This is a genomic window from Tenacibaculum sp. AHE14PA, from assembly GCF_019278465.1.
Lineage (GTDB): Bacteria > Bacteroidota > Bacteroidia > Flavobacteriales > Flavobacteriaceae > Polaribacter > Polaribacter bernardetii.
In genome coordinates this window covers 21,630-36,166 of sequence record NZ_CP058983.1, presented here as the reverse complement: position 1 = coordinate 36,166, position 14,537 = coordinate 21,630, and the positions used below count along the sequence as shown (strand labels likewise).

Below are 14,537 nucleotides of genomic sequence, written 5' to 3'. Positions count from 1 at the left end.
TAAAATATTATTACTTTGAAAAATTTATTTCTTATATTTTTTTTATTGCTTGCTATTTCTAATTATTCTCAAGCAAAAAAAATAAAAATACTTTCTACTCAACAAGCAACTGCCGATGAAGAGAAGTATCCTGGAGCAACGATACTTATAGGTAAAGTAAAAATGGAACATGAAGGTGCTACTTTAGATTGCCAAAGAGCATTGCTTTATAAAAAAGAAAATATTTTTAAAGCCTTAGGTGAAGTTGTAATCGAACAAGGTGATAGTATTATTCAATATAGTGATTTTGCCATTTATAATGGAGATACTAAAAAAGCAAAATCTTGGGGAAATGTTGAAATTAATGATAAAGAAATGAAACTTACCACAGATACACTTCATTTCGATAGAGTAAATCAACTTTTGTATTATCCTAACGGAGGAACAATTCGCGATAAAAAAAACACGCTAAAAAGTATTAAAGGAACTTATTTTTTAAAGGATAAAAAATTTACAGCAAAATCTAAAGTTACCGTAGTTAACCCTGAAAACAACTTAGAATCTGATCATTTAGATTATTACACAAATTCTAATTTAGCATACTTATACGGCCCAAGTACGGTTACTAACTTAAAAGATAGTACTAAAATTTATTCTGAAAGAGGTTTTTATGATACCAATACTGATATTTCTTATTTCGTAAAAAATGCCAAGCTCTTTCTAAAAGAACGCACAATATTAGCTGATAGTTTATACTATGATAAACGCAAAGGTTTTGCTTCTGCAACTAATCGTATAAAAGTAATTGATACACTTCAGAAAATGGTTACCAAAGGTAATTATGCCGAATTATATGAAAAGGAAGATTCGCTTTTTATCATCAACAAAGCTGTGGCAATTTCTGTACTTGATAAAGATTCTATGTATGTTGCTGGAGATAAAATTTTATTAACCGGTAAACCTGAAAAAAGAATCGTTAGAATTTTTAGAAATGTAAAAATATTTAAATCTGATTTACAAGGAAAATGTGATTCTATTCACACAAGTCAAACTACAGGACTTACAAGAATGTTTAACAATCCTGTTTTATGGTCTGGTAAAAGTCAAATTACCGGTGATAGCATTCAATTTATTACTGATAAGAAAACAAATAAACTTGATTCTTTAAGAGTCTTACAAAACGCCTTTATGATTCAGAAAGATTCCTTATCTGATGATGATTATAATCAAATAAAAGGACGAAATATTTATGGTAAGTTTCAAGAAAATGATCTGAGAACAATGCTTGTTAAAGGAAACGCCGAATCGTTGTATTATAATAGAAATGATGAATCTCAGCTATTAGAAACAATAACAAAAGAAATAGCTAGTGATATTGAGTTTACTTTAGAAAATAACGAAATTATACAAACAAAATACTTTAAAAAATCCGAAGGAAAGACATTTCCTCCTTCTGAATTCCCTTCTGAAGAAAAAAAATTTAAAGGTTTTATTTGGCGAGAAGATGAACAGCCAAAAACAGTTGAAGACATTTTTATTAAAGATAAAACGACTAATATCACTTCTCCTGAAAAAAATAATTCTGCAGTAAAAAAAGCTAAAAATCAGTTCTTAAAAGAAACTGTAAAAAGACAAGATTTGAAAAAATCAGTAAAACTGAAGCCTTCTTTAAAATCAAAAAAAATAAAATAACAAGAATTAGTGAAAAACGATTTTTTAAAATATCAAGGGCAAACAACTCCTCATCCTTTAGCTATTGAAATTTCTCATGCTAACGGAAGTTATATATACGATGCTAACGGAAAAAAAATGTTAGATTTTGTAGCCGGAGTTTCCGCAAATAGTTTGGGTCATAATCACCCAAAAATTAACGACGCTATAAAAAATCAATTAAATTCCTATACACATGTTATGGTGTACGGAGAATTTATTCAGAAACCTCAGTTAGAACTTTGCAAGGCTTTAGCGAATACGTTACCTGAAAATTTATCTGCTGTTTATTTGGTTAATTCAGGAACAGAAGCAACTGAAGGAGCTTTAAAACTAGCAAAACGTTTTACAGAAAGAAGTGAAATAATAGCTGCCAAAAACGGATATCATGGTAATACCCAAGGAGCTATGAGCGTTTGTGGAGCAGAACAACAAAACCGTGCTTTTCGCCCGTTAGTTCCTGGTGTTAAATTTATTGAGTTTAATAATGAAATAGATTTAAATAAAATCACTACAAAAACCGCTGGTGTTATCTTAGAAACTATTCAAGGTGGCGCAGGTTTTATAGTGCCTAAAAACGATTATTTATCAAAAGTAAAAGAACGTTGTAAAGAGGTTGGGGCTTTATTAATTTTAGATGAAATTCAAACCGGTGTCGGGCGTACTGGTAAATTTTGGGGATTTGAAAACTACAATGTTGTTCCTGACATTATTATAGCCGGTAAAGGTTTAGGCGGCGGAATGCCAATTGGCGCTTTTATTGCTTCTTTTGATGTGATGAGTTGCCTTAAAGAAAATCCGAAATTAGGACATATTACTACTTTTGGTGGACACCCTATAATTGCTAGTGCTGGGTTAGCTACGGTAAAGGAAATTACTTCAACAAACCTCATTGAAGAAACATTAAGAAAAGAAATACTTATAAGGAATAAGTTTAAAAATCATTCTGCTATTAAAGAAATTAGAGGACGTGGATTAATGTTGGCCTTATTAGTTGAATCTCCTGAAATTGCGTCAAAGATTATCTTAAACTCTTTAGAGAATGGCTTAATTTTATTTTGGTTACTTTTTGAAGGAAGCGCCATTAGAATCACACCTCCATTAACTATTTCTGATGAAGAAATTAACGAAGGTTGTGATTTAATTTTAAATGAATTAAATAATCTTTAAACTACTTTTCGCTTCTAAAAATTATATATATTTAAAACAATGCTTTTGCAATTGCCTTGATATTATCACTTTTACCCATAGAGTAATAATGTAATAGCGGCACTCCGGCTTCTAATAATTCTTTAGATTGTTCAATGCACCATTCTACACCAACTTGCCTAACCTCTTTGTTGCTTTTACAGTTATCTAACGAATTAATTAATATTTCTGGTAAATCTATTTTAAAAACTTGTGGTAACAATTGTAAATGGCGTTTTACCGAGATTGGTTTAATTCCTGGAATAATAGGTACTGTAATTCCTATTTCTCTAGCTGCATTTACAAATTCAAAATATTTTTGATTGTTAAAAAACATTTGAGTTACTACATAATCAGCACCTGCATCAACTTTTTCTCTTAACCTCTTTAAGTCGGTTTGTAACGATGGTGATTCTAAATGTTTTTCGGGGTAACCCGCAACACCTATACAGAAATCTGCTTTGTGGTTTGCCTCAATTACTTCGTGTAGATATTTCCCTTTATTTAAATTTTCAATTTGATTTACCAACTCTATTGCATATTGATGGCCATTTTTACTCGCTTCAAAGTATCGTTGATGACTCATCGCATCACCACGCAAAGCCATCACATTCTCTATTCCTAAATAATGACAATCAACCAATAAATACTCAGTTTCCTCTTTTGTAAAGCCTCCACACAAAACATGTGGTACAGTATCAACATCATATTTGTGTTTTATTGCCGCACAAATACCTACTGTTCCTGGTCGCATTCTGGTTATTTTTCTATCCAATAATCCGTTTCCTTTGTCAATATATAAATGTTGCTCTCTAGATGTTGTTACATCAATAAAAGGTGGATTAAATTCCATTAACGGATCTATATTATTATATAAATCTTGAATATTATTTCCTTTTTTTGGCGGAATTATTTCAAAAGAAAATAATGTTTTTCCGTTTGCTTTTTTAATATGTTCTGTTACCTTCATAAAGTTATTATAAAGGCGTATTTAACTATATAAATGATGCCGCAAATAATGATACTGCAAACATTATTAGCAACTGAACTACAAACCTAATTTCTAAACGATACTTTTTCATTTGTTTTTATTTTAGTTTTATTATACTTCAATATTACTGCTGTTTCTTTGCCTGTATCTTATCTAATTTATAACTTATTGTTAATTAAACACGCTCGTTTTTATATTTTTAGTTATTTGTTAGTTATCAGCTATCACTGGATGCAGCCACTTTCTAGCTTTTCCTAACGAGATACCTTTTCTATTTGAAAAATCAAGTATTTGATCATTAGTTATTTTACCTAACCCAAAGTATTTGGCTTGTTCGTTTGCAAAATAATATCCTGAAACTGCTGCTGCGGGCCACATGGCTAGACTTTCTGTTAGTGTTACTCCTATTTTTTCTTCAACCTTTAATAAATCCCAAATCGTTTCTTTTTCTAAATGATCAGGACAGGCAGGATAACCTGGTGCAGGACGAATACCTTTATAAGTTTCCTTTATTAATTCATCATTTGATAATGTTTCATCAGCTGCATATCCCCAATGTTGAGTTCTAACCCTATGGTGTAAATATTCTGCAAATGCCTCTGCAAAACGATCTGCAATTGCTTGTACCATAATTGCATTGTAATCATCTTCTTTTTCTTTATATGTTTTTGCTAGTTCGTCTGCTCCAAAAATAGCCGTACAAAATGTTCCCATATAATCTTGCTTTTCAGCTTCTTTTGGTGCTATAAAATCTGACAAAGCAATACTTGGTTTTCCTTCTCTCTTTTTTAGTTGTTGACGTAAGGTTCTAAAAACAGCAATTTCTTCCCCTTTTTTCTGAATAGAAATATCATCATCATTAATTGTATTTGCTTCAAATAACCCAAATACTGCTTTTGGCTTTAATAATTGTTTCGTAATTATTTTATCCAAAATCACTTTCGCATCTTCATACAATTGCGTTGCCTGTTCCCCAACTACCTCATCAGTTAAAATATCTGGGTATTTACCGTGTAAATCCCAACTTCTAAAAAACGGACTCCAATCAATAAACGGTAGCAACACTTTTAAACTTACTTGTTCTAATGTTTGAATTCCTAATTCTTTAGGCTTTATAATCGATGTAGTTTCCCAATTTATTTTAAACTTTCTTGTACGGGCTTCTTCTATAGAAACATATGCTTTAGCTTTTCCTCTCTTTAAAAACTTTTCACGAAACTCATCATAATCTTTTTTCAATTTCGTTACGTAAGCATTACTTGTTTCTTTATTCAATAAATCACTTACAACAGTAACTGCTCTTGAAGCATCATTTACATGCACTACAGCATTTTTATATTGCGTATCTATTTTTACTGCTGTATGTGCTTTTGATGTTGTTGCTCCACCAATTAATAAAGGAACTGAAAAATCTTGACGCTCCATTTCTTTTGCTAAATACACCATTTCATCTAACGAAGGTGTAATTAAGCCAGATAAACCAATTATATCTACATTCTCTTTTTTGGCAGCTTCAATAATTTTTTCTGGCGGAACCATAACTCCTAAATCTACAATCTCATAGTTATTACAGCCTAAAACTACCGAAACAATATTTTTACCAATATCATGCACATCACCTTTTACTGTAGCCATTAAAACTTTACCTAAAGCTTGTTGTTTTTCTCCTTTCTCTGCTTCTATAAATGGGTTTAAATACGCTACCGCTTTTTTCATTACTCTTGCTGATTTTACTACTTGTGGTAAAAACATTTTCCCTGCACCAAATAAATCACCAACCACATTCATTCCAATCATTAAATGACCTTCTATTACTTGAATTGGTTTTTCAGATTCTTGCCTTGCTTGTTCTACATCTTCAATAATAAATTCATCTATTCCTTTTACTAAAGAATGTGTAATTCTTTCTTGTAAAGGAAAACTTCTCCATTCTAAAACTTTTGTTTCATCTTGTTTTTTAACGCCTTTTACCGTTTCAGCAAAATCTAATAAACGTTCAGTAGCATCATCTCTTCGATCTAAAACTACATCTTCAATATGTTCTAATAAATCTTTTGGAATATCATCATAAATCTCTAACAATGCAGGGTTTACAATTCCCATATTCATTCCTGCTTGAATTGCATAATACAAGAAAACAGAATGCATTGCTTCTCTAACAACATTATTTCCTCTAAAAGAAAATGAAACATTACTTACACCTCCACTTACACTTACGTTAGGCAAGTTTTGACGAACCCAACGAGTTGCCTCAATAAAATCAACAGCATTCTTACGATGCTCTTCCATACCAGTTGCTACAGGAAAAATATTTAAATCGAAAATAATGTCTTCAGATGCAAAACCAACTTTATCTACCAAAACTCTATAAGATCGTTCGGCAATTTCGATTCTTCTTTCATAATTATCGGCTTGACCAACTTCATCAAATGCCATTACAATTACTGCTGCTCCGTAACGTTTTATTTGAGTTGCTTCCCAAATAAATTTTTCTTCTCCTTCTTTTAAAGAAATAGAGTTTACAACACATTTTCCTTGAACGACTTGTAAACCTGCTTCAATAATTTCCCATTTCGAACTATCAATCATTAATGGAACTCTGCAAATATCTGGTTCGGCAGCAATCAAGTTTAAAAAACGAACCATTGCTTCCTTTCCGTCAATTAAACCATCATCAAAATTAATATCAATAATTTGCGCTCCTCCTTCTACCTGATGTCTTGCAACGGCTAATGCTTCATCAAACCGCTCTTCTTTTATCAATCGTAAAAACTTACGTGATCCTGCAACATTTGTACGTTCTCCAACATTTATAAAATTGCTGTTTTCATTTAAAGCTAAAGGTTCTAAACCTGATAGTTTTAAATATTTATCTTGTTTTATTTGCATTTTCTTGGTTGATATTTAGCTGCTAATTCTGCAATTGCAGAAATATGCTCAGGTGTTGTTCCGCAACATCCACCTATAATATTGATTAAATCTTTCTTCAAATAATCTTCAATTTGATCTGCCATTTCTTCTGCAGTTTCATCGTATTCTCCAAAAGCATTGGGTAATCCTGCATTGGGATGCGCAGAAATTGCAAATGCTGTTTTTGATGCAATTGCCTCTAAGTGTGGTTGTAATAAATTAGCTCCTAATGCACAATTAAACCCGACGGATAATAGCGGGATATGAGATACCGAAATTAAAAATGCCTCGGCTGTTTGTCCTGATAAAGTTCTGCCACTGGCATCAGTAATCGTACCACTTAGCATTATTGGAATTTCAATTTTACGCTCGTCTTTTACTTCTTCTATTGCAAATAAAGCTGCTTTAGCATTTAGAGTATCAAAAACAGTTTCTACTAATAAAAGATCAGCACCACCATCTATCAAAGCTTCAACTTGTAGTTTATAAGCTATACGTAATTCATCAAAAGTAACCGCTCTATAACCAGGGTCATTAACATCTGGAGACATACTTGCAGTTCTATTTGTTGGACCAATTGAACCTGCTACGAATCTTGGCTTGCGGGGTTCTCTTGCCGTAAACTCATCTGCTACTTCTTTTGCTATTTTTGCAGACTCATAATTTAGTTCATATACCAAATCTTCCATTTGATAATCGGCCATTGCAATAGTAGTTCCTGAGAAGGTATTCGTTTCTACAATATCAGCACCTGCTTCAAAATATTTTGCGTGTACTTCTTTAATTGCATTAGGTTGTGTTATAGACAATAAATCATTGTTTCCTTGTAATGGTGTTAGATATTCTTTAAAACGCTCTCCACGAAAATCTGCTTCTGTGAATTTATAGGCTTGAAGCATCGTTCCCATAGCCCCATCGAGCACGAGAATACGTTTTTGTATTTCTTTATAAATGTTTGGCATTCCTGATATTGTATTGTAGAAGTTATCAGGAAAAGAGGAAAGTTCTTTCCGTTATCTCTCTTAAGTACTGTTGAATTAGTATTTAAGTAGAATTTAGCACCTTCTTTGTTTGCACAAAGGGTTGCTAAGGTTTCATAGGGTCTAATCCCTCCACCTTTCTTGATAACATTCATATTAAATTAATGAACTAAAGCACAAATAAACAAACTTTTTTTGTTTTTATACCATTTTTTAATAATTATATAAATTAGAAGATAAATATCGGTCACCAATATCACAGATAATTGCGACAATAATACCTTCTTCTATTTTCTCTGCAACTTGAAGCGCAACATGTACAGCACCTCCACTACTCATTCCTCCAAAAACACCTTCTTGACTCGCTAATTTACGTGCCTGATTTCTTGCCTGATTTTCACTTACCTCAATAATTTCATCAACTTTTGATCTATCAAAAATCTTTGGCAAATACTCTTCCGACCATTTTCTAATTCCTGGTATTCTTGAACCATCAGATGGTTGTGCTCCAATAATTTGAATATTTGGGTTTTGTTCTTTTAAATAGGTAGAAACTCCCATTATGGTTCCTGTAGTTCCCATAGCTGATACAAAGTGAGTTACCTCCCCTTCAGTGTCTTTCCAAATTTCTGGGCCAGTGGTTTTATAATGCGCTTTCCAATTATCATTGTTTTCAAATTGATTCAACATAAAGTACCCTTCTTTATATCGTAGCTTTTGTGCTAAATCTCTAGCTCCTTCGATTCCTTCTTCTTTAGATGTTAATAAAACTTCAGCTCCGTAAGCCTTCATTGTTTTAACTCTTTCTTCAGTTGCATTTTCTGGCATTACCAATGTCATATGCAATCCGAGTACTTTAGAGATAAAAGCTAAAGCTATTCCTGTATTTCCACTGGTTGCTTCAACTAAATGATCTCCTTTTTTTATATTTCTTCGGTTTAAGGCCTCAAAAATCATATTATAAGCAGCCCTATCTTTAACACTTCCTCCTGGATTGTTGCCTTCTAGTTTTAAAAACAAGCGCACTCCTTTTTTACTAAGTATATTACTTACCTCTATTAAAGGTGTATTCCCTACAAAGTCGGTTATTTTTTTTGCTTTCATAATTTATTTTTCTTCTAGTGAAACAATTTTATTTTCTGATTGATAGATTACTAAGCTTTTTGGTGGCACTGATTCAGTGACGCATACATTAGCTCCTATTATACTATTTTCACCTATTACAACTTCACCTCCTAAAATAGTAGCATTTGCATAAATAGTTACATTATTTTCTATTGTAGGGTGTCTTTTTGTTTCTGCTAAACTCTTTTTAACTTGAATACCTCCTAACGTTACTCCTTGATATATCTTAACATTATTTTTTATCAAAGTAGTTTCTCCTATAACAATTCCAGTAGCGTGATCTATAAAAAAAGAATCCCCTATAGTTGCTCCTGGATGAATATCTGTACCTGTTACCCCATGCGTGTACTCACTCATCATTCTTGGTAAAATAGGTATGTTTAATTTCACTAATTGATGACTTAAACGGTAAACTGCTATCGCATGAAAGCCTGGATATGCTAAATAAACCTCAGCTAAACATTTTGCTGCAGGGTCTGTTTTTTCAAAAGCAATTGCATCTAAATTTAATTTTTGTCTTATTTCTTTGAATGTTGTTTTATATATACTCCAAATAGTAGTTCTGTCTTTTACTTGTAACTTTTCTGTTATCTTAAAAAACAATTCCGCTATCTCATTTATATTTTCTTGATAATAAATCTCATCAAAAAGTGCGTAAAATAATTTCTTTGTAAACTCTTCTACTGTATCTTTTAAAGTAAGCGTATAATTATTCAATGACATATTACATTTCAGGTGCTAATTCAACTTCTAATCCTTCTAATTCTGGCTTCACTTGAATTTGACAACCTAAACGACTGTTGTTTTTTACATAAAAAGCTTCTGCAAGCATCATATCTTCATCAACTCCCATTTCTGTTAGTTCATGTTCAGATTTCACATAACATTGACACGAAGCACACATTGCCATACCACCACAAACACCAACAGTACCTTCTTCTGCTAATTCGTATGAACGAATTACTTCCATTAAATTCATTGCCATATCTGTAGGCGCTAAAATTTCGTGAAGCACTCCTTCTCTATCTGTTATTTTTATGTTGATATCTGACATTATATTATTATTAAATCGTTTTATTGAATCGCTTTTACAACTGCTTTTGGTGCTTCTTTTTTAGTTCCGTCAAAACCTTCAACTCCACCTACAGTAGTATATTTCATTACATATTTTTTATCTGGATGAATACGTTTATAAGCACTCTGACACATTAAGGTTGCCTCATGAAATCCACATAAAATTAATTTTAATTTTCCTGGATATGTATTTACATCACCAATAGCATAAATACCAGGAATATTTGTTTGGTAGTCTAAAGCATTATTAACCTTGATGGCATTTTTTTCTATCTCCAATCCCCAATTTGAGATAGGTCCTAATTTTGGTGATAAACCAAATAATGGTATAAAATGATCTGTATCAACAATAAAAGGTTCTTCTCCTTTTTTCTCTACAGTAACACCAGTAACATGTTCATTTCCTAAAATTTCTTTTACTTCTGCCGGAGTTATTAAATTAATCTTTCCTAAGTTTTTTAGCTCTTGTACTGTATCCACACTATCTAAAGCTCCTCTAAACTCATTTCTACGGTGAATTAACGTTACTTCAGATGCTACGTCTGATAAAAAGATTGCCCAGTCTAAAGCAGAATCTCCTCCTCCTGATATTACTACTTTTTTATCTCTATATAATTCTGGATCTCTAATAATATACTCAACTCCTTTATCTTCAAAATCAGCAATATTAGGGATCGGTGGTTTACGTGGTTCAAAACTACCTAAACCTCCTGCAATAGCAACTACTGGTGCTTGATGTTTTGTTCCTTTATTGGTGGTTACAATAAAAGTTCCGTCTTCTTGTTTTTCAATGGTATTTGCTCTTTCTCCTAAAGTAAAATCAGGTTTAAACTGTTTTGTTTGTTCTATTAATTTATCAGTTAAATCTCCTGCTAAAATTTCTGGATATGCTGGAATATCATAAATAGGTTTTTTAGGGTATATTTCTGAACACTGCCCACCTGCTTGTGGTAACGCATCTATTAAATGACATTTTAATTTTAACAATCCTGCTTCAAAAACGGTAAATAATCCTGTTGGGCCTGCGCCTATAATTAATATATCTGTATGTATCATTGGTAATCGTATTATCCCTGTGAAATAGGAACGAACTTTAACTCTTTTATTTCTTATTTTATAAAAGTTGTAATCTTTTAACTTATTAAACTTTTTGTTAATTGATTTAACTGTACTACTTTATTTTCAAAACTCCCTTTAATTGTTTTTCTATATTTATTTAAATTCTGAACTAATTCGTTAATGTCTTCTGGAATTATTTCTTCAAAGAATTGTCGTAATCTTTTTGCCGTAGTTGGTGATTTCCCATTGGTAGAAATTGCAATTTTCACATTTCCTTTTGTTACAATACCTCCCATAAAAAAATCACAATATGGTGGGTTATCAGCTACATTTACTAAAATATTCCTTTGTTTGCAGTCTCTATAAACTTGCACATTTACATCAACATTGTCTGTTGTTGCAATAACCATGTGTTTATTTTTTAAAAAAGAGCTATCATATTTAATGTTAATCATTTTTATATCAAACTTATTTGCTAACGCTTCTGTTTCTTCTCTAAAAAAAATAGAAACCATTGTTACTTTAGAATTCGGACTTGATTTTAATAAAAACGTTAATTTTTCTAAAGCGACAAAACCTCCCCCTACAATAAGTATCTCTAATTGTTGGGTTTTTAAAAAAATTGGATATAATTCGTTTTGTTCCATTATACAGCTATTAAATCTCTTGAATATTCTTCTTTTGCCTTTTTTAAAGCTTCTCTATGTTTTACAACTTCGCCTAAAACAATAATTGCAGGGTTACTTAGCTCATTTTCTTTTACAATATCTAAAATAGTATCTACAGTTCCAATACCTACCTTTTCTCTTGAAGTTGTTCCGTCTTGAATTATAGCTACTGGTAATTCATTTTTACCTTCTTTTTGAAATAATGCTACAATTTCAGCTAGTTTCCCCATTCCCATTAACACCACTACTGTAGCTTTAGATTTTGCTGCTAAAGCTACATCGTTAGATAGTTTATGTTCTTTTGTTGTACCTGTAATTACCCAAAAACTTTCTGCACTTCCACGTTTTGTAACAGGTATATTTTGATATGCTGGTACTGCTAAAGAAGATGAAATACCTGGAACCATTGCTGTTTCTATATTAAAAGCTGCTGCAAACTCCATTTCTTCTGCACCTCTTCCAAAAATAAAAGGATCACCGCCTTTTAAACGAACTACATGTCCATGAGTTTTTGCTCTTTCAACAATTAACTCATTTATTTGTTCCTGTTGATATTTATAACAACCTCTACGTTTTCCTACAAAAATTAATTCTGCATTCGGGTTTATAAAATCTAATAACTCTTCATTAACCAAGGCGTCATATAAAACAACATCAGCAGTTTTTAAAACTTTAATAGCTTTTAGCGTAATTAAATCTACATCTCCTGGACCAGCGCCAACAACGGTTAATTTCGGAATCTTATTATACATTACTTACTGCTGTTTTTCTATAAGCATCAATCTTTTTATAAAATGCTTTCGCATCGTTTAAATAGCTCTCTGCAAATATTTTTGTTGGTGCTTCTTTCTTTATTTGATATACAAAATCTTCAAAACTAGTATCTAAACTAACTTTATCGGTAGCTATAAAATGCTCTTGAAAGCTAGTAATAATACCTGCTTGTGTATTTGTTTTTACATTTTCTGCAATTAATAATGCTTTTGCTGTATTAACCAAAGATGTATATGAATGATAAATACTATCAGAAAATAAACCTTCCTTTAATGCTTCTTCTGAATTTGTAATTTTTTCTTCACTTTCAAATAAAAGTGTTGCTATTAAATCAATTACTACTCCTGCACATTCTCCTACTCCAATTGCTTTTACATAATTTTCTGAATGTCCCCAATCAATAAAATCACTTGGCGCTAAGTTTGATGTATCAGATAATCCTTTTAACAAATCATAAAAATATGTTTTTCCTTGACTATCATAATACGCTAAAAAGGTTTCATTTTCTTGCTGATTTGCCTCTACATCATTTAATAAAATACGTAATGCTTCTGGACCTCTTTTACTTGGTACTTTAACTAATTTATCAGAAAAACGCCCTTTTCCATCACCTAAAATACCGCCACCTATTAAAATTTGTAATGCTGGTGCTTGTAAAGCGCCTACTTTTATAGACATTCCTTGAAAACCAATGTGTGCCATATTATGTTGCCCACAAGCATTCATACAACCACTAATTTTAATAGCGATTTCTTTATTATTCAAGTACTTCGGATATTCTTCTTCTAATACCTTTTCTAGTTCTACCGCAATTCCTGTGCTGCTAGAAATTCCTAAATTACAAGTATCAGTACCTGGACACGCTGTAATATCAGCTGTAGAATTATACCCTGATTTTGCAAAACCTAATTTTTGTAGCTCAACATAAAAAAATGGTAATAATGCTTCTTTTACATGGCGAATTAAAATGTTTTGACGTAAGGTTAAACGAATTTCATTTGCTGCATATTTTTTAACTAAATCTGCTAACAAACGTGCTTTTGGTGTGTAAAAATCACCTAAATGAATTTTAAGCCCTATTGCAAATAAACCTTCTTTTTTTTGTTTGATTACATTGGTTTCTTTCCATTTTTTATACGCTGATTCATCTTCAATTTTTACTAAAGGAATTTCGATATCTTGAAAAACAATTGGTTGTTCAAACTCGGTAGTATCTACCTTAAATGTTTTATTCTCTAAAGCATTAACTTCGTCAGAAACTAATTGCAAAAAAGCTTCAACACCTAATTCTTTAACTAAAAACTTTAACCTTGCTTTTGCTCTTTTTGCACGCTCTCCAAATCGATCAAAAATTCTTAAAACACCTTCAATTGTTGGTATTAAAACATCTTCTTCTAAAAAGTCGTAAATAACATCAGCATGTCTTGGTTGCGATCCTAAACCACCACCTAACAACACTTTAAATCCTTTTTTAGTAACTCCGTTTTCAGTTTTTATTTTTGCAATAAACCCTAAATCATGAATAAAACTAATTGCTGTATCATCATCTGTACCCGAAAAAGACATTTTAAATTTACGTCCCATTTCTTGACAAATTGGGTTTCTTAAAAAGAATTTAAACGTAGCATCTGCATACGGCGAAACATCAAAAGGTTCGTTTACATCGATTCCCGCAGTTTCTGATGCTGTAATATTTCTTACTGCATTTCCACAAGCTTCTCTTAAAGTAATATCGTCTTTTTCTAATTGCGCCCATAATTCTGGCGTTCTATCTAAACTTACGTGATGTATTTGAATATCTTGTCTAGTAGTAATATGTAATCTTCCACGAGAATACTCATCTGAAACGTCTGAAATTCTATGTAATTGTTCGCTAGTAACTTTACCGTAAGGTAATTTTATACGAATCATTTGTACTCCAAATTGACGCTGACCGTAAACTCCTCTTGCCAAACGTAAACTTCTAAAACGTTCTTCGTCTATTTTTCCTTCTTTAAATAGTTGGATTTTTCTCTCTAATTCTAGAATATCTTTTTCTACAATTGGGTTTTCTATTTCGGTTCTAAAACTTTGCATTAC

At 31.7% G+C, this 14,537-nt stretch carries 12 protein-coding genes and 1 riboswitch; of the genes, 2 read left to right on the top strand and 10 right to left on the bottom strand.

The features are described 5' to 3' along the window. The first annotated feature begins 15 nt into the window (after positions 1-15). Positions 16-1,671 (top strand): OstA-like protein, encoded by a 1,656-nt coding sequence (locus H0I30_RS00150; RefSeq protein WP_218772291.1) that lies wholly within the window; start codon positions 16-18, stop codon positions 1,669-1,671. Between the two features lie 9 nt (positions 1,672-1,680). Further along, entirely contained in the window at positions 1,681-2,859 is a 1,179-nt protein-coding gene (locus H0I30_RS00145) for an aspartate aminotransferase family protein (protein WP_218772290.1), read from the top strand. A 31-nt stretch (positions 2,860-2,890) separates the two neighbouring features. On the opposite strand, the gene metF is transcribed toward H0I30_RS00145, so the two are convergent. The 10 genes from metF to H0I30_RS00095 form a co-directional block, all read right to left on the bottom strand. Beyond that, complete coding sequence (gene metF / locus H0I30_RS00140; protein WP_218772289.1) at positions 2,891-3,847, bottom strand: methylenetetrahydrofolate reductase [NAD(P)H]; 957 nt, start codon at positions 3,845-3,847, stop codon at positions 2,891-2,893. A 231-nt stretch (positions 3,848-4,078) separates the two neighbouring features. Beyond that, positions 4,079-6,757, bottom strand: coding sequence for a methionine synthase (gene metH / locus H0I30_RS00135; protein ID WP_218772288.1), 2,679 nt, complete (start codon positions 6,755-6,757; stop codon positions 4,079-4,081). Then, a complete protein-coding gene (locus tag H0I30_RS00130; protein ID WP_218772287.1) occupies positions 6,748-7,740 on the bottom strand; it encodes a homocysteine S-methyltransferase family protein in 993 nt (330 codons plus the stop codon). The genes metH and H0I30_RS00130 overlap by 10 nt, the downstream gene beginning before the upstream one ends. A gap of 48 nt (positions 7,741-7,788) precedes the next feature. Continuing rightward, positions 7,789-7,909, bottom strand: a riboswitch (SAM riboswitch). 62 nt (positions 7,910-7,971) lie between these two features. Further along, complete coding sequence (gene cysM, locus H0I30_RS00125; protein WP_218772286.1) at positions 7,972-8,862, bottom strand: cysteine synthase CysM; 891 nt, start codon at positions 8,860-8,862, stop codon at positions 7,972-7,974. A gap of 3 nt (positions 8,863-8,865) precedes the next feature. After that, complete coding sequence (gene epsC, locus H0I30_RS00120) at positions 8,866-9,606, bottom strand: serine O-acetyltransferase EpsC (RefSeq protein ID WP_218772285.1); 741 nt, start codon at positions 9,604-9,606, stop codon at positions 8,866-8,868. Position 9,607: 1 nt separating this feature from the next. Next, the gene (locus H0I30_RS00115) at positions 9,608-9,937 is read right to left on the bottom strand and encodes a 2Fe-2S iron-sulfur cluster-binding protein (RefSeq protein WP_218772284.1); all 330 of its coding nucleotides are present in this window, start codon (positions 9,935-9,937) and stop codon (positions 9,608-9,610) included. 20 nt (positions 9,938-9,957) lie between these two features. Beyond that, positions 9,958-11,013: an NAD(P)/FAD-dependent oxidoreductase gene (locus H0I30_RS00110; RefSeq protein ID WP_218772283.1), complete on the bottom strand. Its 1,056-nt coding sequence runs from the start codon at positions 11,011-11,013 to the stop codon at positions 9,958-9,960. 77 nt (positions 11,014-11,090) lie between these two features. Next, complete coding sequence (locus H0I30_RS00105) at positions 11,091-11,663, bottom strand: bifunctional precorrin-2 dehydrogenase/sirohydrochlorin ferrochelatase (protein WP_218772282.1); 573 nt, start codon at positions 11,661-11,663, stop codon at positions 11,091-11,093. After that, complete coding sequence (cobA, locus tag H0I30_RS00100) at positions 11,663-12,436, bottom strand: uroporphyrinogen-III C-methyltransferase (RefSeq protein ID WP_218772281.1); 774 nt, start codon at positions 12,434-12,436, stop codon at positions 11,663-11,665. Before cobA ends, H0I30_RS00105 begins: the two co-directional genes overlap by 1 nt. Then, a complete protein-coding gene (locus H0I30_RS00095) occupies positions 12,429-14,534 on the bottom strand; it encodes a HEPN domain-containing protein (protein ID WP_218772280.1) in 2,106 nt (701 codons plus the stop codon). Before H0I30_RS00095 ends, cobA begins: the two co-directional genes overlap by 8 nt. Positions 14,535-14,537: the final 3 nt, after the last annotated feature.

What these genes read in the sequence shown, in the direction of transcription:
- metF (WP_218772289.1), bottom strand. Translation starts at nt 3,847, where the DNA reads ATGAAGGTAACAGAACATATTAAAAAAGCAAACGGAAAAACATTATTT.
- metH (WP_218772288.1), bottom strand. Translation starts at nt 6,757, where the DNA reads ATGCAAATAAAACAAGATAAATATTTAAAACTATCAGGTTTAGAACCT.
- H0I30_RS00130 (WP_218772287.1), bottom strand. Translation starts at nt 7,740, where the DNA reads ATGCCAAACATTTATAAAGAAATACAAAAACGTATTCTCGTGCTCGAT.
- cysM (WP_218772286.1), bottom strand. Translation starts at nt 8,862, where the DNA reads ATGAAAGCAAAAAAAATAACCGACTTTGTAGGGAATACACCTTTAATA.
- epsC (WP_218772285.1), bottom strand. Translation starts at nt 9,606, where the DNA reads ATGTCATTGAATAATTATACGCTTACTTTAAAAGATACAGTAGAAGAG.
- H0I30_RS00115 (WP_218772284.1), bottom strand. Translation starts at nt 9,937, where the DNA reads ATGTCAGATATCAACATAAAAATAACAGATAGAGAAGGAGTGCTTCAC.
- H0I30_RS00110 (WP_218772283.1), bottom strand. Translation starts at nt 11,013, where the DNA reads ATGATACATACAGATATATTAATTATAGGCGCAGGCCCAACAGGATTA.
- H0I30_RS00105 (WP_218772282.1), bottom strand. Translation starts at nt 11,663, where the DNA reads ATGGAACAAAACGAATTATATCCAATTTTTTTAAAAACCCAACAATTA.
- cobA (WP_218772281.1), bottom strand. Translation starts at nt 12,436, where the DNA reads ATGTATAATAAGATTCCGAAATTAACCGTTGTTGGCGCTGGTCCAGGA.
- H0I30_RS00095 (WP_218772280.1), bottom strand. Translation starts at nt 14,534, where the DNA reads ATGCAAAGTTTTAGAACCGAAATAGAAAACCCAATTGTAGAAAAAGAT.